Origin of the sequence: Stenotrophomonas sp. MYb57 (assembly GCF_002966815.1) — a bacterium.
GTDB classification, from domain to species: Bacteria; Pseudomonadota; Gammaproteobacteria; order Xanthomonadales; family Xanthomonadaceae; genus Stenotrophomonas; species Stenotrophomonas indicatrix.
Map to the genome: position 1 here is coordinate 3,586,057 of NZ_CP023271.1, position 26,272 is coordinate 3,612,328.

18 protein-coding genes are annotated in these 26,272 nt (G+C 67.6%); 5 read left to right on the forward strand and 13 right to left on the reverse strand.

Annotation, left to right across the window (positions count from 1 at the left end):
* Positions 1–38: 38 nt before the first annotated feature.
* From CLM74_RS16455 to pilG, 4 genes are read right to left on the reverse strand one after another with little or no spacing between them, the layout of a single operon-like run.
* Positions 39–2,075, reverse strand: a complete 2,037-nt coding sequence (locus CLM74_RS16455) for a methyl-accepting chemotaxis protein (protein WP_033831799.1) — start codon at positions 2,073–2,075, stop codon at positions 39–41.
* 41 nt (positions 2,076–2,116) lie between these two features.
* Positions 2,117–2,647 carry a chemotaxis protein CheW gene (locus tag CLM74_RS16460; protein WP_025877750.1) on the reverse strand — a complete coding sequence of 177 codons (531 nt, stop codon included), beginning with the start codon at positions 2,645–2,647 and terminating at the stop codon, positions 2,117–2,119.
* The gene (locus CLM74_RS16465; RefSeq protein ID WP_025877749.1) at positions 2,647–3,009 is read right to left on the reverse strand and encodes a response regulator; all 363 of its coding nucleotides are present in this window, start codon (positions 3,007–3,009) and stop codon (positions 2,647–2,649) included. Before CLM74_RS16465 ends, CLM74_RS16460 begins: the two co-directional genes overlap by 1 nt.
* 18 nt (positions 3,010–3,027) lie before the next feature.
* Complete coding sequence (pilG, locus tag CLM74_RS16470; protein ID WP_005418455.1) at positions 3,028–3,429, reverse strand: twitching motility response regulator PilG; 402 nt, start codon at positions 3,427–3,429, stop codon at positions 3,028–3,030.
* Between the two features lie 240 nt (positions 3,430–3,669).
* Here pilG and gshB point away from each other — a divergent pair, with 240 nt between their 5' ends.
* Positions 3,670–4,617: a glutathione synthase gene (gshB, locus tag CLM74_RS16475; RefSeq protein ID WP_049466293.1), complete on the forward strand. Its 948-nt coding sequence runs from the start codon at positions 3,670–3,672 to the stop codon at positions 4,615–4,617.
* Positions 4,617–5,501 carry an energy transducer TonB gene (locus CLM74_RS16480; protein WP_025877745.1) on the forward strand — a complete coding sequence of 295 codons (885 nt, stop codon included), beginning with the start codon at positions 4,617–4,619 and terminating at the stop codon, positions 5,499–5,501. Before gshB ends, CLM74_RS16480 begins: the two co-directional genes overlap by 1 nt.
* A gap of 532 nt (positions 5,502–6,033) precedes the next feature.
* Here the strand turns inward: CLM74_RS16480 and tsaB are convergent.
* The 8 genes from tsaB to CLM74_RS16520 form a co-directional block, all read right to left on the reverse strand.
* Entirely contained in the window at positions 6,034–6,747 is a 714-nt protein-coding gene (gene tsaB, locus CLM74_RS16485; protein WP_025877742.1) for a tRNA (adenosine(37)-N6)-threonylcarbamoyltransferase complex dimerization subunit type 1 TsaB, read from the reverse strand.
* A gap of 9 nt (positions 6,748–6,756) precedes the next feature.
* Positions 6,757–8,805 (reverse strand): ATP-dependent DNA helicase, encoded by a 2,049-nt coding sequence (locus CLM74_RS16490; protein WP_105164526.1) that lies wholly within the window; start codon positions 8,803–8,805, stop codon positions 6,757–6,759.
* A gap of 566 nt (positions 8,806–9,371) precedes the next feature.
* A complete protein-coding gene (locus tag CLM74_RS16495) occupies positions 9,372–9,908 on the reverse strand; it encodes a hypothetical protein (protein WP_080150494.1) in 537 nt (178 codons plus the stop codon).
* Positions 9,905–12,346, reverse strand: a complete 2,442-nt coding sequence (gene mrcB / locus CLM74_RS16500) for a penicillin-binding protein 1B (RefSeq protein ID WP_032974979.1) — start codon at positions 12,344–12,346, stop codon at positions 9,905–9,907. Before mrcB ends, CLM74_RS16495 begins: the two co-directional genes overlap by 4 nt.
* 90 nt (positions 12,347–12,436) lie before the next feature.
* Positions 12,437–13,465 carry a glycosyltransferase family 2 protein gene (locus tag CLM74_RS16505; RefSeq protein ID WP_105164527.1) on the reverse strand — a complete coding sequence of 343 codons (1,029 nt, stop codon included), beginning with the start codon at positions 13,463–13,465 and terminating at the stop codon, positions 12,437–12,439.
* Complete coding sequence (locus tag CLM74_RS16510) at positions 13,462–14,358, reverse strand: NAD-dependent epimerase/dehydratase family protein (RefSeq protein ID WP_105164528.1); 897 nt, start codon at positions 14,356–14,358, stop codon at positions 13,462–13,464. Before CLM74_RS16510 ends, CLM74_RS16505 begins: the two co-directional genes overlap by 4 nt.
* 63 nt (positions 14,359–14,421) lie before the next feature.
* Positions 14,422–15,993 carry a hypothetical protein gene (locus tag CLM74_RS16515; protein ID WP_105164529.1) on the reverse strand — a complete coding sequence of 524 codons (1,572 nt, stop codon included), beginning with the start codon at positions 15,991–15,993 and terminating at the stop codon, positions 14,422–14,424.
* Between the two features lie 30 nt (positions 15,994–16,023).
* On the reverse strand, positions 16,024–18,180 hold the full coding sequence (locus CLM74_RS16520; protein ID WP_099785133.1) for a bifunctional (p)ppGpp synthetase/guanosine-3',5'-bis(diphosphate) 3'-pyrophosphohydrolase: 2,157 nt from the start codon (positions 18,178–18,180) through the stop codon (positions 16,024–16,026).
* A gap of 130 nt (positions 18,181–18,310) precedes the next feature.
* On the opposite strand from CLM74_RS16520, the gene CLM74_RS16525 reads away from it, so the two are divergent.
* The gene (locus CLM74_RS16525) at positions 18,311–18,847 is read left to right on the forward strand and encodes a hypothetical protein (protein ID WP_105164530.1); all 537 of its coding nucleotides are present in this window, start codon (positions 18,311–18,313) and stop codon (positions 18,845–18,847) included.
* Positions 18,848–18,985: 138 nt separating this feature from the next.
* Here CLM74_RS16525 and hrpA read toward each other — a convergent pair whose 3' ends face one another.
* Positions 18,986–23,071 (reverse strand): ATP-dependent RNA helicase HrpA, encoded by a 4,086-nt coding sequence (gene hrpA, locus CLM74_RS16530; RefSeq protein ID WP_105164531.1) that lies wholly within the window; start codon positions 23,069–23,071, stop codon positions 18,986–18,988.
* An 86-nt stretch (positions 23,072–23,157) separates the two neighbouring features.
* Between hrpA and CLM74_RS16535 the strand changes: the two genes are divergently transcribed.
* Positions 23,158–23,706: a Dps family protein gene (locus tag CLM74_RS16535; RefSeq protein WP_025879374.1), complete on the forward strand. Its 549-nt coding sequence runs from the start codon at positions 23,158–23,160 to the stop codon at positions 23,704–23,706.
* 644 nt (positions 23,707–24,350) lie between these two features.
* The gene (gene recQ, locus CLM74_RS16540) at positions 24,351–26,156 is read left to right on the forward strand and encodes a DNA helicase RecQ (RefSeq protein WP_025874645.1); all 1,806 of its coding nucleotides are present in this window, start codon (positions 24,351–24,353) and stop codon (positions 26,154–26,156) included.
* The last annotated feature ends 116 nt before the right edge of the window (positions 26,157–26,272 follow it).

Here is a 26,272-nt window from a genome sequence, read left to right on the forward strand (position 1 = left end):
CTTCATCGACTGGTTCCTTGCTCGCCGCCCTGCCCGTGTCACGCCGGCAGCTTGAAGTCGGCGACCGAACGACGCAGGTCGGCCGCCAGCTGCGCCAGGTGGCCGATCGACTCGGCGGTCTGCCCGGCACCCTGCGAGGTCTGGCCGGTGATCTGGCGGATCACGCCCATCGTGCGGGTGATGTCCGACGCCGCCGACGACTGCTGCTGGGCGGCGATGGAGATGTTCTTGATGAGGGTATTGAGTGCGTTGGACACGCGCTCGATCTCGGTCAGCGCGGTGCCGGCGTCCTCGGCCAGGCGTGCACCGGACACCACTTCGGCGGTGGTCTGTTCCATCGAGGTGACCGCTTCGTTGGTGTCGGCCTGGATGGCCTGCACCAGGTTCTCGATACGTCGGGTCGCACCGGAGGTGCGTTCTGCCAGGCGCTGCACTTCGTCGGCCACGACCGCGAAACCACGACCGGCTTCACCGGCCGAAGCCGCCTGCACGGCCGCGTTCAATGCCAGGATGTTGGTCTGCTCGGAAATGTCGTTGATCAGTTCCACGATCGAGCCGATCTCCTGCGAGGATTCGCCCAGTCGCTTGATGCGCTTGGAGGTCTCCTGGATCTGGTCGCGGATCTGGTCCATGCCCTGGATGGTCTCGCGGACCACGCCGGCGCCTTCGGCGGCGATCACCACCGAACGCTGTGCCACGTCGGCCGACTCGGCCGAGTTGCGCGATACCTGTTCGATGCTGGCGGCGATTTCGCCGATCCGGTCCGATGCCGAGGTGATCTGGTTGGCCTGGTGGCCGGCCGCTTCGGCCAGCTGCATCGCGGTGGCCTGCGTTTCCTGGGTCGACAGCGCGACCTTGGCCGAGGTGTCGTTGATGGTGGTCACCAGGTGGCGCAGTTCATCCACCGCGTAGTTGATGGCGTCCGCGATCGCGCCGGTCATGTCCTCGGTCACCGAGGCCTTCACCGTCAGGTCGCCCTCACCGAGCGAGGAGATTTCGTCCAGCAGCCGCATGATCGCCTGCTGGTTGCGGCTGTTGAACTCCACCTGGGTCTGGTAGCGCAGTTCCTGCTCGCGCGAGCGGCTGCGCACGTTGGTGGAGACGAAACCGATGATCGCGATCAGCGACAGCGCACCGGACACCACGCCGATCCAGAAATTCGGGAACAGGCGGGTGTCGGACACCGAACCGAACGAGGAGAAGGCTTCGAACAGCTTGCGGCTGTCGGTCAGCATCTTCGCCGAACCCTGGCCCAGTGCGGAGGCAGCGGACTGCGCCGCGAACAGCTGGCGCGAGCTGGCCAGGATCGCGTCGGCGTCCTGCTTCATCGCCTGCCACTTCTGCTGCGACTGCTCCAGCGCAGCGACGGCGGCAGCGCCGCGCACCGCGGTGATGCCCAGGTCCTCGTTGCCATTGCGCAGCGCGTCGAGCACCTGCGAGAACACGGTGATGTCGCGGGCCAGCGCGTCACCGGCAGCGGCCGCAGCCGTGCCGCCGGCGCGGATTTCAGTCACGCGACGCGCCATCGAACCGGCGACCACCACCTGCTGCAGGGCGCTGTAGACCTGCGACGCCGGGGCGCCGGAGGCGGACATCGCACGCACCAGTTCGTTCAACTGGGCCTGCAGGCCCGGCACCGCACCGGAGAAGTTGTTGGCGTTGCCGGCCAGGGCCAGCACTGCCGGTTCACTGGCCACCAGCTGGCCTGCCTGCTTGCCCAGCGGCGTCCAGGTGTCGGCCAGGGTCGAGATCGCCCGGGAGACGCCCGGCTCGTTGCCGTAGCGGCCCTGCAGGGTCGACACGTTCTGCTCGATCGCGTTGCGGGTGGCCTTGAAGGCGGTGAAGGCCTGCGCGTTGCCGCCGACCGCGTCACGGCCCTGGTTGGCCAGCTGCTGCGACAGCACCTGCAGGTCCGCGGCCTTGGAACCGGCATCGGCCAGGCGGCTGCCCTGCCAGGTGGACACGCCGGTGTTCACACCGAACAGGATCATCGACAGGGCCAGCAGCGCCAGCCAGAGGTTGCTGCCGCCCAGCCGCAGCTTGCCGGACTTGGTGGCATCCGAAGCAGTACTCATCGTTCAACCTCGATTTTCAATGCAGGGGGCGATGCCCGGCCTCAGGCCGCGGCTTGCCGGAATTCAGGGGTACGCGACAGCAGCGAGAGCGAGAACACGCCCCAGTCGTTGCCATCGGCATGGAAAGCGCGATCGACGAAGTGCCCGTAGCGTCCTTCGGCCAGTGAACCGGCCTCGATCTGCTGGGTCAGCTCGAAGCTGCGCTGGCCGAACAGTTCATCGATGGTCAGGGCGACGTCGCCACCGGCCTGGCGCATGATCAGCACGCGCTGGCCTTCCTGCTGGACGGTGCGCGCCCCTTCCAGGAAGTACTTCAGGTCGACCACCGGGAACAGGTTGCCGCGCAGGTTGCCCACGCCCAGCAGCCACGGCTGCGCGCATGGCACCGGGGTCACCGGCGGCATCGGCACGATCTCCACCACTTCGCGGAAATCGGACACCAGCCGACGCTGGCCAACACGGAAACCGACGCCACGCCACAGGTCCTGGGCGAACTGCCGCCCGGGCAGCTGCACCGCGTGGGCCAGGCTGCGCCGTTCGTAGGCTTCAAGAATGTCGAAGGGCGAGCGCATCAGGCCACCAGCTCGTTGATCCGGGCGATGAGTTCTTCCTCGCGCGGCGGCTTGACGATGTAATCGGCGGCGCCTTGGCGCAGCCCCCAGGCCTTGTCGGTTTCCATCGCCTTGGTGCTGACGATGATGACCGGGATGTGCTTGATCGCTGCGTCGCGGGCCATCGCCCGGGTCGCCTGGAAACCGCTCATGCCCGGCAGCACCACGTCCATCAAGACCAGCTGCGGCACCTGGTCGCGGACCAGCTGCAGGCCATCTTCGGCATTGTCCGCTTCCAGCACCTCATGGCCGGCACGGCGCAGCCATTGGGTGAACACCGCGCGGTCGGTCGGTGAATCCTCGATCAGGACGATACGAGCCATTGTGCCTTTCCCCCCTGGTCAGGCGTTGACGTACGTGCGGATGGCACCCAGCAGTTCTTCGCGCGTGAATGGCTTGGTCAGGTATTGCTCCGAGCCGACGATGCGCCCCCGCGCCTTGTCGAACAGACCATCCTTGGACGACAGCATGATCACCGGGGTCGCCTTGAACAGCTGGTTACCCTTGATCAGTGCGCAGGTCTGGTAGCCATCCAGGCGCGGCATCATGATGTCGACGAAGATGATCTGCGGCTGCTGGTCGGCAATCTTGGCCAGGGCCTCGAAACCGTCCGTCGCGGTCACTACTTCGCAGCCTTCGCGCTTCAGCAGTGTTTCCGCAGTCCTGCGGATGGTCTTCGAGTCATCGATGACCATCACCCGGAGTCCTGCGAGCTCCCCGCCCGCAGTCGTGTTTTCAGTCATTGCCATTCCCCAAGCGCACGGCCCAATCTTTGGCGGGAGCCGCTGCGAAAGCGTATCTATATCGCACTTCCCGCGCCCGCTTCAAGGGCGGTCCGTGGCGCGGGGCGTGGCGCCGGGCTGAACGTGACCGGATTGGCAATCACTGCGCAGCCCGGCAAGGGACGCTGCGTTGCACATCGCCGGGGAGGCGCACGGCCGGCGTTGCCGCTACCATCAACGCCTTGCCTGACAGGTGCACCCATGCCGTTGAACGTCATCGTGGTGATGGACCCCATCGCCCACATCAAGATCGCCAAGGACACCACCTTCGCCATGCTGCTGGAAGCCCAGCGCCGCGGCCATGCCCTGCACTACGTGCGCCCGGGCGGGCTGGCGCTGGAAGGCGGGGTGGCGGTGGCCTGGACCGCCCCCCTGCAGGTGCGCGACGACCCGGCCGGCTGGTACGAGCTGGGCGCATTCAGCCGGACCGAATTCGGTCCCGGCCAGATCGTGCTGATGCGCAAGGACCCGCCGGTCGACGCCGAGTATGTCTACGACACCCAGGTGCTGGATGTCGCTGCCGCAGCCGGTGCGTGCGTGGTCAACAACCCGCAGGGCCTGCGCGACTACAACGAGAAGCTGGCCGCGCTGCTGTTCCCGCAGTGCTGTCCGCCGACCCTGGTCAGCCGCGACGCCAAGGCACTGAAGGCCTTCGCGCTGGAACACGGCCAGGCGGTACTGAAGCCGCTGGATGGCATGGGCGGGCGCTCGATCTTCCGCAGCGGACAGGGCGACCCCAACCTGAACGTGATCCTGGAAACGCTGACCGACGGCGGCCGCAAGCTCGCCCTGGCCCAGAAGTTCATTCCCGACATCACTGCCGGCGACAAGCGCATCCTGCTGGTCGATGGCGAGCCGGTCGATTACTGCCTGGCGCGCATTCCGCAGGGCGATGAGTTCCGCGGCAACCTGGCCGCCGGTGGCCGTGGCGAAGGCCGTCCGCTGAGCGAACGCGATCGCTGGATCGCCGCCCAGGTCGGCCCGGAAATGAAGCGTCGTGGCATGCGTTTCGTCGGCCTGGACGTCATCGGCGACTACCTGACCGAGGTCAACGTGACCAGCCCGACCTGCGTGCGCGAGCTGGACGCGCAGTACGGCCTGAACATCGCCGGCACCCTGTTCGACGCGATCGAGGCCGATCTGCGCTGATGGATGCCGCACCTGCCGTCCTCGCCCCGCCGCCGCGTGAAGCGCAGCGGCTGGGCGCCACCATCGCCCTGTCGGTGCTGGTGCACGCCCTGCTGATCCTCGGGGTCGGCTTTGCCGTGAAAGGCGACGCGCCCCTGGTGCCGACCCTGGAAGTGATCTTCAGCCAGACCCGCACCGCGCTGACCCCGAAGCAGGCCGATTTCCTGGCCGCCGCCAGCCAGGAAGGCGGTGGCGAGCACGATCGTGCGCAGCGCCCCCGCGACAACCAGGCCGGCATCGTGCCGCAGGCCCAGGCCGGCATCAGTCCGGTACCCCAGCAGCAGCAGTCGGCAGCACCGGTACCGCCGCCGCAGGCGCGGGTGGTCAGCAGCCGCAATGGCCAGGACACCGTGGCCGTGGCGCAGTCGCGCCCTACCCCGCTGCAACCAACACCGGATGCACCGATGACCGCGCGCGAACAGCGCGATGCTGAAATGGCGCGGCTGGCGGCGGAAGTGCACCTGCGTTCGGCGCAGTACGCCAAGCGGCCGAACCGGAAATTCGTTTCGGCCAGCACGCGTGAATACGCCTACGCCAATTACCTGCGTGCGTGGGTGGACCGCGCCGAGCAGGTCGGCAACCTGAACTACCCCGACGAAGCGCGGCAGCGCCGGCTGGGTGGCCAGGTGGTGATCAGCGTGGGGGTACGCCGCGACGGCAGCGTGGAAAGCAGCCGGGTGTTGAAGTCCAGCGGCACGCCGCTGCTGGACGAGGCCGCGCTGCGGGTGATCCAGCTGGCGCAACCGTTCCCGCCGTTGCCCGACAGCGAAGACCAGATCGACATCCTGCAGGTCACCCGCACGTGGGTGTTCCTGCCCGGTGGCGAACTGCGCGACGACCGGTGAGGTTTTCTGCCCGGGCCTGCGGCCCGGGACCCGCTGCAAGCAACAGCAACGGCAACTGCAACGTCAAGATCAAGAGCGGCGGTTGGGCTGTTCGGTTTGGCGGGGCGGTGTGGGCTTGCAGGACACGCCGTAAACCCATCCATGGGGGCTCGATGGCGCCATCCATGGCGCCAACGGTCCTGCAAGCCCACACCGCCCCACCCCTGACCGATCGCGGCGCATCTTTGCTGTTGGTAGCTGTCGACCTTGGTCGACACGATGCATCCACGCCATGCCTGCACGGCAGATCCACGCCATGCGTGGATGCGAGCGAAGCGACCGGCTTTTGAATTTGATTTTCTTTTGATTTTCCGTGGCGAACGCGCACGGAAACTGTCCGTGGCCGGGCGGGTGGGCTGCGCAGGGGCGTAAGCGCCATGGGTGGCGCGCCCGAGCCTACATGGACGTATTCACGGCGCCCCCTGCGCAGCCCCCCCGCCCGGCCAACCCACGGCTTCTGCTGTCAGCGACCCACCACCCCGCCACGAGGGGCTCAGCCGTTGGCCTTCGCCTTGGCATCCCGCGCCGCCTGCTGCTCGACCAGCGTCAGCGCCACGTTGTCCCGCAGGTACGCCGGCTCGACCTTCTCCGGCGCAATGCCTTCGCCGCGCGCGAACGCCGGTACCGCCAGTGCCAGCACATCCGCTGCACGTGGCAGCGCCGTTGCATCGAAGCGGCGCAGGCCAGCCCCCAGCTGCGCGACCAGCGCGCCCTCGGCCGCGGCAAACCCGGTGCCGACGCCGTAGACGGACGCAGCATCCGGCAACGACACCGCCGCCGGCACGCACACGCGCTCGGCATCCCGCGCCACCGGCAGTCCATCCACGCGCTCGAAGCGTGCCACGTACAACTCGCCCATCCGCGCATCGATCGCCGACAGGATCTGCTTCTCTTCCACCGGCGCGCGCAGCGCCAGCACCTGCAGCGTCGACACCGGCAGCAACGGCCGATCCAGCGCCAGCGCGATGCCCTGCGCCAACGCGATCGCCAGGCGCACACCGGTGAACGCACCGGGACCACGGCTGAGCGCGATGCCGTCCAGCTGGCGGCGGCTGATGCCGGCCTCGGCCAGCAGCTCCTCCGCCCACGGCAGGCTCAGTTCGGCATGCCGGCGGGGGGCGATCTCGAAGCGTTCCCGTACCTGCCCATCCACATGCAGGGCTACGGAACAGGCTTCGGTGGCGGTTTCAAAGGCGAGCAGTTTCATCGGATCGGGTCAGAACAGGGGGAACGTGGCGCCGGGAGCCGGCTCCGGCCCCGCCACGGCGGCGGTCGGGGCAGCGGCATCCGCCACGGGCGCCCATTGTGGCGCAAAGAAGGCCTGCACATCGGCCAGGGCCCGGGTTCGCCGGAACGGCGGCAGCGACTGCAGGAAGACCTTGCCATAACCCCGGTTGAGCAGGCGCGGGTCGCACAGCACCAGCACGCCACGGTCAGTCTCGCTGCGGATCAGGCGGCCAACGCCCTGCTTCAGGGCAATCACCGCCTGCGGCAACTGCTCGTCGCGGAAGGGATTGCCGCCCTGGGTGCGTATGGCATCCAGCCGCGCTTCGTACACCGGATCATCGGGCGTGGCGAAGGGCAGCTTGTCGATCACCACCACGCTCAATGCCTCGCCGACCACATCCACGCCCTCGCGGAAGCTGGCCGAGCCCAGCAGCACGCCATTGCCGGATTCGCGGAAACGCTGCAGCAGGGTCGCGCGCGGCGCTTCGCCCTGCACGAACAGCGGCCAGGGCCCATCACGCAGCGCCTCGGCCGCCTCGCGCAGCGCACGATGCGAAGCAAACAACAGGAACGCCCTGCCCTGCGACGCCTGCAGCACCGGACGCAGGACCTGGATCAGTGCGGTTCCGAAACCGCGCGCAGCCGGATCCGGCAGGCCTTCAGGCAGGTAGCACAGTGCCTGCTCGGGCCAGTTGAACGGACTGGGCTGTACCAGCGTCTGCGGATCATCCAGGCCCAGGCGCGTGGCGATGTGCTCGAAGCCACCGCCAACGGTCAGCGTGGCGGAGGTGAAAATCCATGCGGCATGGCTGCGCTCGCGATGTTCGCGCAGCGGTGCGGACACATCCATCGGCGTGCGCTGGCAGCGGAAACCGCGCGCGGTCAATTCATACCAGAGCACGTCACCAGCGACGGCGGTCGCTTCTGCAGGATCGGCATCGAAGTCGAGCGCGGGTTCTTCATCCCCCAGCCAACGGCCCAGCCGCGAAATCGCCTCACGTGCGCGCGCATGGCAGGCATCGAGGCCAGCAGCGGCTTCGCGCAGCGGTTGCAATGCCAGCTCCAGCACCACCAGGCTGGACATCACCGCATCGAAACCCTCGCGTACCTGCGGCATTGCCAGCGCGCGCCATTGGGTGCCACGCGCGGGCAGCCCCTCCATCGCAGCACGCAGTGCAGACAATGCCTGCTGCAGATGATCGACCGGTTCCTGCAGTGCAGACTGTGCGCCACCCACGCCGCGCGCTTCAACAAGGCAGTCACGGCCCAGTTCCTGCCAGGGGCGCATGCCGAAGCCTTCGCCGAAGAACTGCGCGGCCAGTTCGGGCAGCTGATGGGCCTCGTCGATGACGAAGGCCTGAGCACCGGGCAGCAGTTCACCGAAGCCCTCCTGCTTCAGCGCCAGGTCGGCCAGCAGCAGGTGGTGGTTGACCACGACCAAGTCGGCGGCCTGTGCACGCTGGCGGGCCCGCACGACGAAGCAGTCATCCCAGAACGGACACTCGTTGCCCAGGCAGTTGTCGACGGTGGAAGTGACCATCGGCAGCAGCGGCGAGTCGTCGGCCAGGCCATCGAGTTCGGCGATATCGCCCGATTCCGAGCGGCCGGACCAGGCCAGGATGCGCTGGAACTGTGCCGCCTGTTCCGGGCTGGAGAAGCGCGGCTCGCCGCGTGCCTGCTGCAGGCGGTAGCGGCACAGGTAGTTGCTGCGCCCCTTCAGCAACGCGCTGCGCAGGCCGACGCCCAGCGCCTGGCGCACGCGCGGCAGGTCACGGTGGTAGAGCTGGTCCTGCAGCGCGCGCGTGCCGGTGGAAATGATGGTGCGCATTCCGGACAGCAGCACCGGCACCAGGTAGGCAAAGGTCTTGCCGGTGCCGGTACCGGCTTCGGCGAGCAGCAGGTCGCGCTGCTGCATCGACGCGGCAATGGCCTCGGTAAGGCGCAGCTGCGCAGGACGCGGGACGAACGCATCCAGATGGGAGGCGAGCGCGCCGCCTTCGCTGAGGGCTTCGCGGCTGGCATGGACAAGGTCGGACATCAGGTGGAAAGGATACCCGGCCGGGCGTTGCCCGGCACCCGTTTCAGGCCAGAGCACAAGCAAAAGCAACGGCAACAGCGTTTGTTCATGGCTCTGGGTTGGACTGAGGGCTGGCGGGGGACTGTGGGTTTGCGGGGACGCCGTAAACCCATCCCTGGGGGCTTGTCCGCGGCATCCATGCCGCGGACACCCCGCAAATCCACAGCCCCCCCTTCGACAGTTTCCCGGTGACGGAATGCAAAGGCAGAGCGGAAGCAGTTGGCGGAACGGAGAAAGTAGAAGGGGTCGGATCCGTTTTCCTGCGGAAAACGGATCCGACCCCTGCGAGTGCGCGCAGCGCGCGACCCGCTATTGATTTTTCTTTTTCTTTTCCGTGGCTGACCGCACACGGAAACTGTCAGAGGCCGGGCAGGTTGGGTTCGCGGGGGTGTCCGCGGCATGGATGCCGCGGCCAAGCCCCCAAGGATGGGTTCACGGCGTCCCCCGCGAATCCAACCTGCCCGGCCAGCGCGGCTTTTGCGCGACCAGGCAGCCAGCCACGAGGGGCTGCGCCGTTGGCTGGAAACTCAGTACCGCTTGATCCCCGGCACCGTGCAGCCTTCAATCTGCGCGTGCGCGGACACCGCATTCTCCTTCTCGCCCCGCGCCAGGCGCGCCTGCTCGATCGTCGCCCAGTGCCGGCGGCACAACGGCCCCGTCTTCGAGCCAAGGTCCACAGCCTTGCGTGCGAACGTTTCCGCCTCCGCCCACTGGCCCTGCAGCAGCGCCAGTTCCGCGCGTTCCTGCAATACCGACGGATCACCGGCCACGATCTGCAACGCCTGGTCCAGGCTGCCGGCCGCGCCAGCCAGATCATTGGCCTTGCGCTGGGTCAGCGCCGTCTGCCGCAGATCCTCAACCTGGGAATCGCGCAGTGGCTGCACCGACAGTTCCTTGTCATCCGGCCCGGCTGCGGCTTCCACGGCTGCCAGCCGCTGTGCGGGCGTGGTGGTATCCACCGGCTTGACCACCTGCGGCGCGCTGCTCACGCAGGCCGCCAGGGCCAGGCTGAGGCCACTCAGGACCAAGGGCTGGAACAGCGAACGGATAGTCATCGGCATCATCGGCTTGGAGGAGGAGTCGCTGCAGCGGGTGCTGCGGCAGGTTCAGCGGCGGGTTCGGGCTTACGGTCAAGGCCGAACCAGCTGCGCCAGCCGCCGCCCTCGCCTTCCGCACCGCCCTGCGCATCCGGCAAGGCCGCCGGTGCGCACGGTTCATACGCAGGCGCATAGCCCACCACGAACGGGAAGCGGCGGGCACCCGGGCACCCTTCATCGGTGCTGTTGGTTCCCGTGGCCGCAACCGGCTGCCAGTCGAGGCCCTTGTTGCTGACCTTCAACGGCGCCGTCGGCAGGCGCTGGAAGATGCCCGACCACACCCGCATCGCGCCGGTGGCGCCATACAGGCCGGCCTGTTCGTTCTGGTCATTGCCCATCCAGATCACCGCCAGGTGATCGCCGGTGTAACCGGCATACCAGCTGTCACGGCCATCGTTGGTGGTGCCGGTCTTGCCGGCCGGCTGCAGGCGGCCCAGGCCATCGGCGTTCAAACGCTGCGCGGTACCACTGGCCACCACCTGCTGCAGGCCGATGCTGATCAGGTTGGCGGCAATCGAGTCACCTTCCTGTGCCGGTGCCGGGGTCTTGTCGTAGCGCTTGAGCAGCTTGCCCTGCGGATCAAGGACGCCACGCACCGCGTGCAGCGGCTGGATCTCGCCGCCCGATGCCAGGAACTGGTACAGCTGCGCCATCGCGTACGGGCTCTGGTCGGTCGAGCCGAGGATCACCGCCGGGTTCGCCTCGGCCTTGATGCCGGCCAGCACGTGGATCAGCTGCGTCACCCGTTCCGGTCCGACCTGCATGCCCACCCGTACCGTCGCCTGGTTGTAGGAGTGGGCGAGCGCATCGATCAGGCGCACGGTGCCGTGGCTGCGGTTGTCCGCATTGCCGGGGTTCCAGTTGCGGCCGCGGCTGAGCTGCACGGTCACCGGTGAATCATCGACCCAGCTGGCCAGCGAATAGCGGTCCGGCTGAGCCAGTGCCAGCAGGTACACGAACGGCTTGAGCAGCGAACCGACCGGGCGCTGCGCCTCGATGGCGCGGTTGAAACCGACCTCGGACACTTCGCGGCTGCCGATCACCGCCACCACGTCACCGTTGTGCACGTCGGTCATCACCAGGCCGGCCTGCAGCTCGGGGCGACGCTTGCTTTCCAGCGACTTGATGGTGCGCGTGACCGCACCTTCGGCATAAGCCTGCGCGGACGGCGACATGCCGCTCATCACGCTCAGGCCAGCGCCCTGCAGGGCGGATTCCGGATAGTCATGGGCAAGCTGGCGACGCACCAGGTCGACGTAGGCCGGGAAGCGGTTGGCTGCCACCAGGCCCGGGGTCTTGGGCACGCCCAGCGGCGCCTTCAACGCACGCTGGTACTCGGCATCGTCGATCAGGGTCGCCTCGTGCAGTTTGCCCAGCACGAAGTTGCGACGGTCCAGCGCGCGCTCGGGATTGCGCCGCGGGTCGTAGTAGGACGGTCCCTTGACCAGGCCGATCAGCAGCGCGATCTGCTCGGTTTCCAGCGAGGAGAGATCGCGGCCGAACCAGAACTCGGCACCGGAGGACATGCCGTGGATCGCCTGGCTGCCGCGCTGGCCCAGATACACCTGGTTGAGGTACGCCTCGAAGATGGTGCGCTTGTCATAGCGCGCTTCCATGATCAGCGCGTACAGCACCTCGTTGAACTTGCGGGTGACGGTCTGTTCCTTGCCGATTCCCAGCAGGCCGCTGCGGGCCAGCTGCTGGGTCAGGGTGGAAGCGCCCTGGCGGCTCTGCCCACCGGAGCGGACAGTCACCCAGACCGCGCGCGCGATACCGGACAGATCGATGCCGTGATGGCGGTTGAAGTCCTTGTCCTCGACCGCCTGCAGGCCAGTGACCAACAGGTCCGGGGCCTCGTTCATGCGGATCAGGCGGCGCTCTTCCTGCTTCTGGCCATACAGCGTGGCGATGCGCGCAGGATCCATGCGGGCCGCCTTCAGCGCCTTGCGGCTGTCGGCGTCCCGCAACGATGCGATGCTGCCGCCGGACAGCGAAAGCTCGACCCGGCGCGCAGCAACGTGGCCATCGACATCGTTGTAGCCGCGGCTGGAGATGACGAAGCGGCCGCCCTGCACCGCATAGGTTGCCGGATCCTTGCCCTGGCCATCATCGCGATAGGCCGAGGCGGCCAGTTCGGTCTTCAGGGTTGCCGCATCCATCGCCTTGCCGGGCATCAGCACCAGCGGGCGTGCGTAGACGCGCGTCGGGATCTGCCAGCGCAGTTCACCGAAGCGTTGCGTCACCTGCTGGTTCAGGTACAGCGTATAGGGGATCAGGAAACCCAATCCCAACGCGACCGCAGCCATGGTCCAGGTGATAAGTCGGCGCCGCCAGAGCGGGCTGCCATCGTCCTGCAGGTCGTCGTCGGAATCGTCGATGTCGTCGGAATCGTAGCGTCGGGGCACGGGAATGCGGATTGATAGGGTCCGGCGAGTCTAACGCAGCCGCCGCGAAGGCAGGCAGGCGCCGGCCCCGGGTTTCACTGCAGTTCAAGCTTAGCGCGGCATCCGCCACCCGGCACGGGCACCGGCCGCGGCCGCACGGACACCTATCCAGCCGGCGCCGGCCAGGCACACATTGAGCAGCCGGGCCAGCAGCCGTGGCGCATCGTGGGCAATCCAGCGCGCGCTCACATCCGGCCGCCGGTACAGCTGCACGCGCGACCAGGCCATGCGCCAGGCCAAGGCGGACAGCCCCGGGAAACCCAACGGTGCCAGCGTCACACCGTGCTGCTGCAGCAATACATCCAGACCCAGCAGGCGCTCAGCCGTACGCTGGCGTCGCTGCTGATCGAGCAAGTCGAGCTGGCGCAGCCGCTGCATGAAGCCCCGCCGGCTGGCACCAATCTGGTTGTTGCCGTGCTGCCTGTAATCAATGGTCGGCCGCGCCAGCATATCCAGTCCATCGCGCAGCGAGGCGACCACGGCCAGCCACTCGTCGTGGCTCCAGCACGGAGCGATCGGCAATGCCTCGGCCAGCAGGCTGCGCCGCAGCGCGCAGGTGGCGCCGGTGACGAAATTGCGCAGGAGGATCGAATCGATGGCTCGTCCAGATCGCTCCAGCTCGACTTCGGCCGGATGCACTCCCAGCACTTCAAGCAGGTGTCCACCCAGCGCAACGCCATCGCCATCGACCAGGCGCGCATCGCTGTGCAGCAGCAGCAGGCCCGGATCGGCCTGGAACCGTTCCAGGTAAGTTGCAACCCGATCGACATACCAGACGTCGTCCTGGTCGCACAGGAACAGGATGTCGGACCGACAGCGCTGCAGCGCATCGGCAAAATTCAGGATGTAGCCGAGATTGCGTGCATGCTGCACGACCTCGACGCGTATGCCCATCGCGCCCGCCCGGCTGCTGAACACCTGCAGCAGGGCCATGGTCTGATCCGAAGAGCCATCGTCGCCGATGACCACCTCATCCACCGGCTCGCTCTGCGCCAGGATGCTGTCCAACTGCGCCTGCAGGTAGCGCGCACCGTTGTAGGTACACAACGCAACACCCACGCTGGGACGTACGAAGGTCATGCCACTGCCCCTGGCGGAGAAGCGGCAACGCGTGCGGATGCAAGCTCGGGGGTCATGGGCTGCCAGGTACCAGCATCCGGCCGGAACGGGCGCGGCCGCACACCCAGCAGCGCCGTCAATTCGCTGTTGTCGGCGATCAGGTCCTGCTGCAGGCGCGACACTGGGCCGCGCGCACGGGGCAGAACCGCGGCCAACATGCGCAGCGACAGACCCGGGAGCGGCACGGGCAGGGTCGATTCCACCAGGCTGGCACGCATGCGACGGAACATCTCGTGGTAAGGCAGCCGTTCGCCGCCACCGATTTCCAACACCCGGCCTGCGGCGGCCCCGGTTCGTATGGCCTGCACCATGGCCTGGGCGATATCGTCGGCGTGCACTGGCTGACGCACGCCATGGGTCATCGGAATGGGAAACACTCGAAGACGGCGCCCGCGCGCCACGATCGGGGAGATGCTGCGATCGATGCCGGCACCGTAGATCAGCGTCGGCCGCAGGATCGTCCACTCCATGCCAAGACGCTCGGCCTGCGCAATCAGCCCCCGTTCCCCGCGCTGCAGCATTGCAACCACATCCTGCTCATCGGCTTGGGCCGATTCCTGCTTGGTGAGCACGCTCATCGAACTGGTGACGATGATCCGGGGCGCCGGTGCCACCGTCTGCCGGGAAAGCCATTCCGCCCAGAGCTCCATCGGGCTGGAGCTGGCAATGGCCTGCCAAGCGTGCGAGCCACTCTGGTCAAGTGCATCGTAAAGGTCGCCGTCCAGCCACTGCACTCCTGCCTGCTCCGCCTGTGGACGTCGGCTTACCGCCTGCACGTCCATGCCGGACTGGACCAGCCGTGGCAACAGGTAACGACCGATCTGGCTGGTCGCGCCGGAAACAAGAACGGTCATCTACTATCCAGGGCAAGGCAACAGGGGGCCATTACTATAGCTGCGTCAACGCGATCCATCGGGTCACGGCGGCACGCTACCGATGTCGCGCAGCCGCTCCTGCAACTGCTGGTATTCGGCGGTGGCCGGACCGGCACCCAGCTGGTTCGCCTGTTCCAGTGCACGTTCGGCAAAAGCCACATCACCGCGACCCAGCCGTTCGCTGCCGATCGCCAGCCAGCGTTGTGCCAGGCGGGCACGCGCATCGGGCAACCCTGTGGCGGTCGGCGCCAGGGTCTGCCAGGCCTGCAGGCAGGCGCCCGCAGCCTGCACCCGGTTCTGCCGCAGGTTGTCATCAAAACAGGACCGGCTGGCGGGCAGTAGACGCGCTGCCGCTGCCTTGACCCGGCTGTCGCGCGGCGCCAGTGCCTGCGCTTCGCGCAGCGCATCGAAGGCGCTGTGACCGGGAGGGCTGATCCACTGTCCGGCGCGCTCGGCGCGGTCGATCTGGCGCAACCGATCACGCAGCTGGCGCTCACGCTGGGCCGCGCTGATGCCCGGCTGCTGCAATGACTGCCGTGCCTGCCACGCACGCTGCAGGCGCTGTGCCAGCTGCTGCTGCGCTGCCTGCGAGGCACCCAGCCCCGCGGCCAGCGCAGCGTCCTTGTCGGCCGCCTCGAACTGGAAGTCGTCGGCCCGCTTCTGGCTGCGCGCCAGCAACGCCTGCACGGTCTGCTCACGCCCACGCAGTGCCGTAGGATCATCGGCGGTGACCGCCAGCACGGCCTGGAAGCTATCCGCAGCCGTCTCGAGCTGCTGCCGTTTGAGCGCGCGATGCCCCTGCTGCAGGCGCTGGTCGATTGCACGGGCCAGCGCTTCCTGGCTGGCAGGAAGTTCGGAATGACCTGGATCGAACTGGCGTGCGCGCTGCAGGATCGCTGCCGCCGTGGCCAGTTCACCGCGTGCGGCCTGTGCACGCGCCTGCTGCAGCAGATCGCTCAATGCATCCTCGCGACCTTCCAGTGCAGGCAGGTTGTCCGGCTGCAGTGCCAGCACGCGCTGGAACAACGGCAGCGCGCTGCTGTCGCCGTCGTCCAGCCGCCCCGCTGCAAAGGCATTGCGGGCCTGCGCAAGCAATGCACCGATGCCAGCACCGGCGCGACGACGCGCCTGCAGCTGCTGGGCCACCGCATCTGCCTCGGCGCGCGGCACCTGCAGCTCACGTGCCAACGCCAGCGCCTGCGCGCAGCCGTCCAGGTCGCCCGCCTGCAGTCGCTCACGCGACTTCTGCAACGCTGCCGCGCCGGTGCGGGCCAGGCCCTGTCGCGCCTGCGGGCGGTCGCCATCAAGGGCCAGCACCGCCTGGTAGCGCTCACGCGCGCCGCTGCCGTCGGCCGCGGTCAGGCGTCCTTCGCTCAGTGCGCGATCGCCCTCGGCCAGCAGCTGTTCTATCTGTGGCTCATCCCAGAACCAGTCCGCCAGCGGTTTGCGCACCAGTACCAGCAGCACGAACACGGCTGCGGCAGCCAGCAGTGCCCAACGCCACACCCGTCGTGCGTGGCGCGCCTGCAGCCACCACCAGCGGCTTTCACGGCGAACGCGATCCAGCGCCGGATGTGCGGCGCCGTGTGAACGATGCGGGGGCTCGCGTTCCATGCGTGCAGGGTAGCCGGGGCAGCGTGAAGCTCAGCCCAGACGACGCGCCTCGCTCACGCCCGGCAACGCATCGAGCTTGCCCAGCAGATTCGACAACTGGCCGTAGTCGCTGACCTTCAACCGCAGGCGCAGATGCGCGCGGCCACTATTGCGGACGTTGTCGCTGTGGATGTCCAGCACGTAGGCGTCTTCCTGTGCGATCAGGTTGGTGATGTCCTTCAGCAGCCAGCGGCGGTCGACCGCGTCGACCACCACGTCCACTTCATAGCCACCACCGGCCTGGCCCCATTCCACCGGCAGGATCCGCTGCGGGCTGGTCGCAGCCAGCCGTGCCAATGCCACGCAGTCTGCACGATGTACCGTGACACCACGGCTACGGGTCAGGTAGCCGACGATCGGTTCACCCGCCACCGGCTGGCAGCAACGTGCCAGCTGCACCAGCAGGTTGCCCACGCCCTGTACGGTGAACTTGGACTTGCCCAGGTTCTCGCGACGCGCGGTCGGCCGCGGCAAGGCCGACGTCGGCGCCGGCTGGCTGGCCGCACGCTCGGCCTCCAGCAGCGAACGGCTGACCTGGTTGGGGCCGGTATCGCCCAGGGCAACCTGGATGTACAGGTCGTCGACGCTGTCGGCGTGGAACTTCTTCGCCGCTGCGGACAGGTCCGAATGCTGCAGGCCCAGCCGCTTCAGTTCGCGCTCCAACAGCTCGCGCCCCGCCTGCACGTTGCGCGCACGGTCCAGCTTGTGGAACCAGCTGCGCACCTTCTCGCGCGAGCGGTTGCTGGCCAGGAAGCCGTTGGCCGGCATCAGCCAGTCGCGGCGCGGGTCGGCCTCCTTGCCGGTGAGGATCTCGACGCGATCCCCGCTGCGCAGGCGGTAGGTCAACGGCACGATGCGGCCGTTGACCTTGGCCCCACGGCAGCGGTGCCCGACCATGGTGTGCACCTGGTAGGCAAAATCCAGCGGTGTTGCGCCCTGCGGCAGGTCCAGCACCTCGTCCTTCGGGGTCAACGCGTAGACACGGTCTTCGGTCAGCTCGGCATCAAGCGCCCCGGCCAGTTCATTGCCCTGCCCGTCCTGCGCCTGCTCCAGCAGCTGCCGCATCCAGGTGATCTTGCGATCGAACGACTTCTCCGCGCCCTTGCCGCCTTCCTTGTACTTCCAGTGCGCGGCCACGCCCAGCTCGGCCTGCGCGTGCATGTCGTGGGTGCGGATCTGCACTTCGATGGTGCGCCCTTCCGGGCCAACCACCGCCGTGTGCAGCGAGCGGTAATCGTTGGCCTTGGGCCGGGCGATGTAATCGTCGAACTCGCTCGGCACCGGTGCCCACAGCGCATGCACCACGCCGAGCGCGGCGTAGCAGGCGGCGACGTCGTCGACCATCACCCGTACCGCTCGGATGTCATACAGCTGGTCGAAGGCCAGGCGCTTCTTCTGCATCTTCCGCCAGATGCTGTAGATGTGCTTGGGCCGGCCACTGACCTCGGCGCGGATGCCCTGCACGCCCAGTTCGCGCGACAGCACCTTCTTCACATTCTCGACGTAGCGTTCGCGGGCGATGCGGGTTTCGTCGACCTCACGCGCGATGCGCCGGTAGGTTTCCGGCTCCAGGTGACGGAAGGCCAGGTCTTCCAGTTCCCACTTCAACTGCCAGATGCCGAGCCGGTTGGCCAGCGGCGCATGGATGTCGCGGGTCAACTGGGCCAGCGCGCGGCGCTGCTCCTCATCGAGCTTGTCGGCCGCGCGCATGCGCGCCAGCTGCCGGGCCAGCAGGATCGGTACCACCCGCAGGTCGCGGATGATCGCCAGCAGCAACCGGCGCAGGCCTTCGCTGTTGCGGCCGGCCTCGCGACCGGCATGCAGTGCCCAGACGGGATCGGCCGCATCCTGTCCATCGAGCAGGCCGATCACCGCCGCTTTGTGGCTGCCCAGCGGCAATGCATCAAGGTGGACGCGCAGGCCCGGCAGATCGAACAGCAGGGCCGCCACCACGGCGCCCTCGTCTGCCGAGAGCATCGCCAGCGCGTCCAGGGTATCGCCCAGCACCGACCAGCTGGCACGCATCTGCGGGTCGCAGTCGGGCGCTTCCCAATACCCGCGCAGGGCCTGGCGCAGCGGAGCCGGCAGCACGGCTGCCGAGGGGCGGTTCAACAAGGCATCCAGGCCGGGGACGGAAGCGCGGTTCACAGCATCGAGCAGGCAAGACAGAAGCCCCTACACTAGCGCCGCAGCCGTTCAGGAACAATCGCCGCGGCCAGCATCGCCGGGAATGTGGACATGCCGCTACACTCGCCGACATCCACGGGAGAGTTCCGCCATGCCTTCGATCACCCTGCCTTTCCGCCCTCGCCTGCTGGCCTGTGCCGCCGTGCTGCTGTCCCTGTCGACGCCTGCGCTGGCCCAGCGCGTGGTGCAGGGTGACCTGCAGCAGCAGATGTCACCGGCCGAATTCAAGGCCGCTGGCCTGGACAAGCTCAATGCCGCCGAGCTGGCCACGCTGAACCGCTGGCTGCAGGGCAAGGTTGAAGCCGCCACCACCGAGGCCGTCGCTGCGGTGCGCGAAGAAGCGCGCGAGGAAGGCCGCCAGGAAGTGATCGTGAAGAACCGCGGCTTCTTCGACTTCGGCAGCAACGAGCCGATCAGCGGCGTGCTGCAGGGCGAGTTCCGCGGTTTCGGCAAGGGCCGGGTCTACGTGCTGGACAATGGCCAGCAGTGGGAACAGACCGATGCCACCTCGATTTCCGGCGTACGCAAGCAGTCGCCGAAGGTCAGCATCAGCCCCGGAGTGATGGGCGTGTGGTACCTGAAGGTCGAAGGCGTGAACACCCAGCCCAAGGTGCGCCGCACCAAGTAACGGCCTGGCTTTGCTGTAGAGCCAAGCCAACGTTTGGCGGCAACCGTCTGCGCCACCACCGGCTGTAGATCCACGCCATGCGTGGATGCCGTTCCGCTTGACCCCGCCGGCGAGTGCCCGGCGGGGCCAGCCCAGGGATTACGAGGCCTGGCGCAGTGCGGTCACCCGCTGTGCCAGTTTCTTCGCCGAAACGCCGGTGCGTGCGCCCAGCTCCTGCGCGAACAACGAAACCCTCAGCTCCTCCAGATCCCAGCGCAAGGCCTGCCACTGCGGCCGCTCGCGCAGGCCCTGCTGCTCGCCCACCTGCAATGCCTCCAGGAACGGGTGCAGTTCCAGCATGCGCGCCTGGTCACGCGGGGGATCGCGCTTGGCGCGTTCGGTGCGCAGGATCATCGCTTTCAGGTAGCGCGGGTACTGCGCCAGGGCATCGGCCGGCGTGTCGCGCAGGAAGCCGGGATGGATCAGCCCAACCAGCTGCGCTTCCATGTCATCCAGATTGCCGCGCGCCCAGCCCATCAACGGTGCTTCCAGCATCGGCTTCAACTCGGCCACCAGGGCAAGGATCGACTCGGCCAGCTTCAACCGCTGCATGGCTTCGCCGAACAGCGTTTTTGCGGCGTGTTCGCGACGCTGCTCGAACGCCGCCGCATCGCGGATATCGCCCAGGCCGTCGGCCAGCACGGCATTCAGCGCTGCATCGACCAGATCGCCACGCAGGCGTTCCTGGGTTTCGATCGAGGCGTACAACAGGCCGGTTTTCGCTGCCACCGGCAACTGCTTGCGTGCCTGTTTGATCTTCTCGCCCAGGCCGATCTCCAGCAGTCGACGCACGCCCAGCGGGTGTGCTTCCTCGGCCTGTTGGCGATCAGCAAAGATGCGCAGTGCAACGCTGTCACCCTCATCCTTCAGCGCGGGATAGGCCGGCACGCCGGCCTCGCCCGGTACCTGCAGCGGAATCGGCGAGGCCGGGAACGTGCGCAGGCCATCGGCCGCCATCTCGCGCCCGGCACGTGCGGCGAACGCATCGCCGGCACGGCCACCGAACTTCGCACGCAGCACATCGAGGTCGCGCGAGGTTGCCAGCACCTTGCCCTGCTCATCGCGCAGGCGCAGGTTCATGTGCAGGTGCGGTTCGATTGAACCGGGCTCGAAATCGGTAGCGGCCACGGTTGCCCCGGTTGCACGGGACAGGAAACGCGCCAGCTCGCCGGTGATCGCGTCCGCGCTGGGCTGCGGGAAGGCCTCGTAGAACGCGCGCGCGAAATCCGGTGCCGGCACGTAGTTGCGCCGCATCGCCTTGGGCAGGCTGCGGATCAAGGCCGCCGCCTTGTCGGCAACGAAACCCGGCGCCAGCCATCCCAACTGCACCGCATCCAATGCATTGAGCAGGTGCAGCGGGACGTCCAGGGTCACGCCGTCATCGTCGGCCCCGGGTTCGAAGCGGTAGTGCAGCGGCAACCGCGCCTGGCCCAGCGCCAGGTACTTCGGGTAGCGCTCCTGCTCGCTGCCTTCGCCCGGCAGCAGATCCATCAACGACCAGTGCAGGCCCTTGCGCTGTTCCGGCGGCAGCGCCTTCCACCACGCATCCAGCCCGGACGCGGAGTGGATCTGCGGCGGCACCCGGTCCAGATACCAGCGTGCCTGCCAGTCCTCGTCGGCAACAATGCCGGCACGGCGCAGCTTGGCTTCTTCCTCGCGTGCCTGCTCCAGCACCTTCTGGTTGTCGGCCACGAAGCTGGCGCGGGTGTTGATCTCACCGGTCACCAGTGCCTGGCGCACGAAGATGTCATGCGCCTCGCCGGCGTTGATGCGGCCGTAATGCACCGGCTTCTTCGGCGCCAGCACCAGCCCGAACAGGCTGATCTGCTCGGAGGCCAGCACCTGGCCCTGCGCACGCGACCAGTGCGGGTCGAAGTGCTTGCGCAGCAGCAGGTGCGGTAGTTCGGCGATCACCCAGTCCGGCTCGATCGCCGCCAGGGTCATGCCCCACACCTTCTGCGTATCCAGCAGGTTGGCGGCCAGCAGCCACGGTGGCGGCCGCTTGGACAGCGTCGAACCGGGGAACGGCAGGAAACGGCGTTGGCGCGGCGCCTGGAAATCACCCTTCTCGCTGCGATGGCCGATCTGCGTGGGCAGGCCCGCCACCAACGCCCGATGCAGGGTCTGGTACGCCGTGGCGCGAACGCGTTCGCTGTAACCACCGCCGTCGGGCGCCTGGTCCTTCTGCGCACGGGCCGCGACCGGCGCGGGCGCCGTTTCGGCCTTGCCCTCGCGGGCCAGGCGCGCAGCACGGTGCAGCTGGCCACGGGTCGCCTTCACCGCAGCAGCATCATCGCGCGCCGGAGCCGGCGCACTGCTGCCGGCCAGCAGCGGTGCCATCGATGCCTCGTTGGCCTCTTCCTTCCAGCCCAGTTCCTCGCACAGCAGGCGCAGCTGCCGATGCAGCTCGCGCCATTCACGCATGCGCAGGAAGCCGAGGAAGTGGCGGCCGCACCAGTCGCGCAGCTTGGACTGGGTCAGATCCTCATGGGACTGGCGATAGGCATCCCACAGGCGCAGCACACCGACGAACTCGGAGCGGCCATCGGCGAACTGCGCGTGTGCGTTGTCGGCGGCGCCACGCGCCTCGGGCGGCCGCTCCCGCGGATCCTGGATGCCCAGGAACGAGGCGATCACCAGCATCGGCCGCAGGCAGCCCGCCGCCTGCGCCGCCACCAGCATGCGCGCCAGTTTCACGTCCACCGGCAGGCGCGCCATCTGCTTGCCGATCGCGGTCAGGTGGCGCTCGCTGTCGATCGCCCCCAGCTCGGTCAGATGCTGCCAACCGTCAGCGACGGCCCGCTCATCCGGCGCCTCAAGGAACGGGAAGTCCTCGATGCGGCCCAGGCCAAGCTGCAGCATGCGCAGGATCACCCCGGCCAGGCTGGAACGACGGATTTCCGGATCGGTGAACTCCGCCCGCGCCTGGAAATCGGCCTCGGCATACAGGCGATAGCAGATGCCCTCGGCCACGCGGCCACAGCGGCCCTTGCGCTGGTTGGCACTGGCCTGCGAGATCGGCTCGATGTGCAGCCGGTCCAGCTTGTTGCGCGGGCTGTAACGCTTGACGCGGGCGAAACCGGGGTCGACCACATAACGGATGCGCGGCACCGTCAACGAGGTCTCGGCCACGTTGGTGGCCAGCACGATGCGCCGGTTCGGGCCGGGGTTGAACACCCGGTCCTGGTCCTGGTTGGACAGCCGCGCGTACAGCGGCAGCACTTCGGTATTGCGGTACTTGCGCCGCTCCAGCGACTGGTGCGCATCGCGGATCTCACGCTCGCCCGGCAGGAAGATCAGCACGTCGCCGCGGGAATCCAGCCGGGTGATTTCGTCGATGGCCGCAACGATCGCATCGTTGACCGTGCGTTCGCCCTGGTCTTCGCCCTCGCCTTCCAGCGCGCGATAGCGCACCTCCACCGGATAGGTACGGCCTTCGACGCTGATCACCGGCGCATTGTCGAAATGCTGGGCGAAGCGCTCGGTGTCGATGGTCGCCGAAGTGACGATCAGCTTCAGGTCCGGGCGCTTGCGCAGCAGCTGCTTGAGATAGCCAAGCAGGAAGTCGATGTTGAGGCTGCGTTCGTGCGCTTCGTCGACGATGATCGTGTCGTAGTTCGACAGCCAGCGATCACTGGCGATCTCGGCCAGCAGGATGCCGTCGGTCATGAACTTGATGCGGGTGTCTTCGCCGACCTTGTCGTTGAAGCGCACCTGGTAGCCCACCAGCTGGCCCAGTTCGCTCTGCAGTTCCTGCGCGACACGGCTGGCCACCGCACGTGCGGCGATCCGGCGCGGCTGCGTGCAGCCGATCATGCCGGCCTGGCCACGGCCGGCGGCCAGGCACAGTTTCGGTAGCTGCGTGGTCTTGCCCGAGCCGGTTTCACCGGCGATCACCACCACCTGATGGTCGCGGATCAACTGGGTGATGGTCTCGGCTTCACGCGCAATCGGCAGCTGTGGGTCCAGAGTAATGGCCGGCTGTTGTTGCGCCCGCGCCTGCCGGCGCTGCACCGAAACCTGCAAGGCCTGCTCGAAACTGGCGGCCAACGCCGCATCCTGTGGCTTGGCCTGGCAACGCGAGAGCATTCCCAGCAATCGTCCACGGTCGCGGCTCATGGCGCCGTCGATGGCGGCACGCTGTTGGCGCTGGCGGGACTGCGGCATTTTGTCGATAGCGTTCATCAATCGGTTCGTTTAAAACTTTGAATGCGACCAGTCATCACGACTGATTTATTGTGAAGGCCAACGATTCCACAAGGAGGAACCCCATGGCGAAGACCAAGAGCACGACCAAGCCCAAGACCGGCAAGCAGAAGCTTGCGGCTTCCGCGCCGTCGGCCCCCAACATCGATATCGGGATCACCCAGGGCGACCGCAAGAAGATCGCCGACGGATTGGCGCGGTTCCAGGCCGATGCGTTCACGCTCTATCTGAAGACCCACAACTTCCACTGGAATGTCACCGGGTCGATGTTCAACTCGCTGCACACCATGTTCGAGACGCAGTACACCGAGCAGTGGGCGGCACTGGACGATGTGGCCGAGCGCATCCGCGCACTGGGCTTCAATGCCCCGGGCTCCTACCGGGAATTTGCTGCGCTGACCTCGATCGTCGAGGAGCCGGGCCTGACCGACAGTGCGGACTGGCGTGAAATGGTACGCCAGTTGGTGGTCGCCAACGAAGCGGTATGCCGTACGGCACGTGAAGTGCTGGATGTGGCCGACGACGCTGACGACGCCCCGACCGAGGATCTGATGACCCAGCGCCTGCAGACCCACGAGAAATACGCGTGGATGCTGCGCTCGCTGCTCCAGTAAGGGTTTCGGGTGGTTCGGCAGGGCTGCGCCCTGCACCTGCAGAGGCCTTGAAGCCAAGGCCAGAGCCAGAGCAAAAGCTGGCTTCCTTTGGGTAGGCGGGGTGGGTCCGGTGGCAGGGGACGCCGTAAACCCGTCCATGGGGGCTTGGCCGCGGCATCCATGCCGCGGACACCCCTGCCACCGGACCCACCCCGCCTTCGACAGTCTTCCGCAATCTGTCGGGCCAACTCTTAAAGCTTGGGGTCGGATCCGTTTTCCGCAGGAAAACGGATCCGACCCCATTTTGTTTGTCGATATCTGACAGATTTCATCCACGCATGGCGTGGATGGCCCACCGTGGCCGGGAAACTGTCGAAGGCGGGGCGGTGTCGGATTGCGGGGTGTCCGCGGCATGGGCCCGAGGCATGCCTCGGGCGGGTTGGGCAGGACGCCCAACCCCGGTCTTGCCGTGTGCGCAGGAAAGCGCACACGAGCAAGCCGCGGCCAAGCCTACAGGGACGTACTTGCGGCGTCCCCGCAATCCGACACCGCCCCGCCAAACCACGGATCACCCCAGAACCGGCTGTTGCTGTTGCTGTTGCCAGGGCACCGCAGCAGGTGCCGGGTGCAACCCGGCCGAACCCCCGCCGGGGTAAACTAGCTGGATGGCTTCCCGTCCCGCGCACGACCTGCTCCGCCGCGTCTTTGGTTACGACGATTTCCGTGGTCCGCAGCAGGACATCGTGGAGCATGTGGCTGCCGGTCACGATGCCCTGGTGCTGATGCCCACCGGCGGCGGCAAATCACTGTGCTACCAGGTGCCCGCCCTGCTGCGTGACGGCTGTGGCATCGTCATCTCGCCGCTGATCGCACTGATGCAGGACCAGGTCGAAGCCCTGCGCCAGCTCGGCGTGCGCGCCGAATTCCTGAACTCGACCCTGGACGCCGAAACGGCCGGCCGGGTCGAACGCGAACTGCTCGCCGGTGAGCTCGACATGCTCTATGTCGCTCCCGAGCGCCTGCTGACCGGCCGCTTCCTGTCGCTGCTGTCGCGCAGCCGGATCGCCCTGTTCGCCATCGACGAAGCCCATTGCGTGTCGCAATGGGGCCACGACTTCCGCCCCGAATACCGGCAGCTGACCGTCCTGCACGAGCGCTGGCCGGAGATTCCGCGAATCGCCCTGACCGCTACCGCCGACCCGCCAACCCAGCGCGAGATCGCCGAGCGGCTGGACCTGGCCGAAGCACGTCACTTCGTCAGCTCCTTCGATCGCCCCAACATCCGCTACACCGTGGTGCAGAAGGACAACGCCCGCAAGCAGCTGAGCGATTTCCTGCGCAGCCATCGCAGCGAGGCCGGCATCGTCTACTGCATGTCACGGCGCAAGGTGGAGGAAACCGCCGAGTTCCTGTGCACGCAAGGGTTCAACGCCCTGCCCTACCACGCCGGCCTGCCCGCGGAAGTGCGTGCCAACAACCAGCGCCGTTTCCTGCGCGAGGACGGCATCGTCATGTGCGCGACCATCGCCTTCGGCATGGGCATCGACAAGCCGGACGTACGCTTTGTCGCCCATACCGACCTGCCCAAGTCGATGGAAGGCTACTACCAGGAAACCGGCCGCGCCGGGCGCGATGGCGAAGCCGCCGAGGCCTGGCTCTGCTACGGCCTGGGCGATGTGGTACTGCTCAAGCAGATGATCGAGCAGTCCGAGGCCAGCGAGGAGCGCAAGCAGCTGGAGCGGTCCAAGCTCGACCACCTGCTGGGCTACTGCGAATCGATGCAGTGCCGCCGCCAGGTGCTGCTGGCCGGTTTCGGCGAGACCTATCCCAAGCCCTGCGGCAACTGCGATAACTGCCTCACCCCGCCGGCGGCCTGGGACGCCACCATCCCCGCGCAGAAGGCGTTGAGCTGTGTATACCGCAGTGGCCAGCGCTTCGGCGTCGGCCACCTGATCGACGTCCTGCGCGGCAGCGAGAACGAGAAGGTCAAGCAGCAGGGCCACGACAAGCTGAGCACCTACGCCATCGGCCGCGACCTGGACGCGCGCACCTGGCGCAGCGTGTTCCGCCAGCTGGTGGCCGCCAGCCTGCTGGAAGTGGACAGCGAGGGCCACGGTGGCCTGCGCCTGACCGATGCCAGCCGCGATGTGCTGACCGGTCGCCGCCAGATCAGCATGCGCCGCGATGCAGTCAGTGCCAGCGCCGGGCGCGAACGCAGCGCGCAACGCACCGGCCTGTCGGTGCTGCCGCAGGACCTGGCCCTGTTCAATGCGCTGCGCGGCCTGCGCGCCGAGCTGGCGCGCGAGCAGAACGTGCCGGCCTTCGTGATCTTCCACGACAGCACCCTGCGCAACATCGCCGAACAGCGCCCGACCTCGCTGGACGAGCTGGCCCGGGTCGGTGGCATCGGCGGCACCAAGCTCAGCCGCTATGGCCCGAGGTTGGTCGAGATCGTGCGCGAAGAGGGATGACCCCGGTAGCGCCGGGCCATGCCCGGCGGCCCGCATATCGACCGCGCTTCCCGCTCGCCGGGCATGGCCAGAAGCTACCAGGCTGCGCGATTGCGCACCCTCGCCCGGCTCAAACC

Bases quoted from the DNA above. Each gene is read 5' to 3' on its own strand.
- CLM74_RS16455 (WP_033831799.1), bottom strand. From the start codon at position 2,075: ATGAGTACTGCTTCGGATGCCACCAAGTCCGGCAAGCTGCGGCTGGGC.
- CLM74_RS16460 (WP_025877750.1), bottom strand. From the start codon at position 2,647: ATGCGCTCGCCCTTCGACATTCTTGAAGCCTACGAACGGCGCAGCCTG.
- CLM74_RS16465 (WP_025877749.1), bottom strand. From the start codon at position 3,009: ATGGCTCGTATCGTCCTGATCGAGGATTCACCGACCGACCGCGCGGTG.
- pilG (WP_005418455.1), bottom strand. From the start codon at position 3,429: ATGACTGAAAACACGACTGCGGGCGGGGAGCTCGCAGGACTCCGGGTG.
- gshB (WP_049466293.1), top strand. From the start codon at position 3,670: ATGCCGTTGAACGTCATCGTGGTGATGGACCCCATCGCCCACATCAAG.
- CLM74_RS16480 (WP_025877745.1), top strand. From the start codon at position 4,617: ATGGATGCCGCACCTGCCGTCCTCGCCCCGCCGCCGCGTGAAGCGCAG.
- tsaB (WP_025877742.1), bottom strand. From the start codon at position 6,747: ATGAAACTGCTCGCCTTTGAAACCGCCACCGAAGCCTGTTCCGTAGCC.
- CLM74_RS16490 (WP_105164526.1), bottom strand. From the start codon at position 8,805: ATGTCCGACCTTGTCCATGCCAGCCGCGAAGCCCTCAGCGAAGGCGGC.
- CLM74_RS16495 (WP_080150494.1), bottom strand. From the start codon at position 9,908: ATGATGCCGATGACTATCCGTTCGCTGTTCCAGCCCTTGGTCCTGAGT.
- CLM74_RS16505 (WP_105164527.1), bottom strand. From the start codon at position 13,465: ATGACCTTCGTACGTCCCAGCGTGGGTGTTGCGTTGTGTACCTACAAC.
- CLM74_RS16510 (WP_105164528.1), bottom strand. From the start codon at position 14,358: ATGACCGTTCTTGTTTCCGGCGCGACCAGCCAGATCGGTCGTTACCTG.
- CLM74_RS16515 (WP_105164529.1), bottom strand. From the start codon at position 15,993: ATGGAACGCGAGCCCCCGCATCGTTCACACGGCGCCGCACATCCGGCG.
- CLM74_RS16525 (WP_105164530.1), top strand. From the start codon at position 18,311: ATGCCTTCGATCACCCTGCCTTTCCGCCCTCGCCTGCTGGCCTGTGCC.
- hrpA (WP_105164531.1), bottom strand. From the start codon at position 23,071: ATGAACGCTATCGACAAAATGCCGCAGTCCCGCCAGCGCCAACAGCGT.
- CLM74_RS16535 (WP_025879374.1), top strand. From the start codon at position 23,158: ATGGCGAAGACCAAGAGCACGACCAAGCCCAAGACCGGCAAGCAGAAG.
- recQ (WP_025874645.1), top strand. From the start codon at position 24,351: ATGGCTTCCCGTCCCGCGCACGACCTGCTCCGCCGCGTCTTTGGTTAC.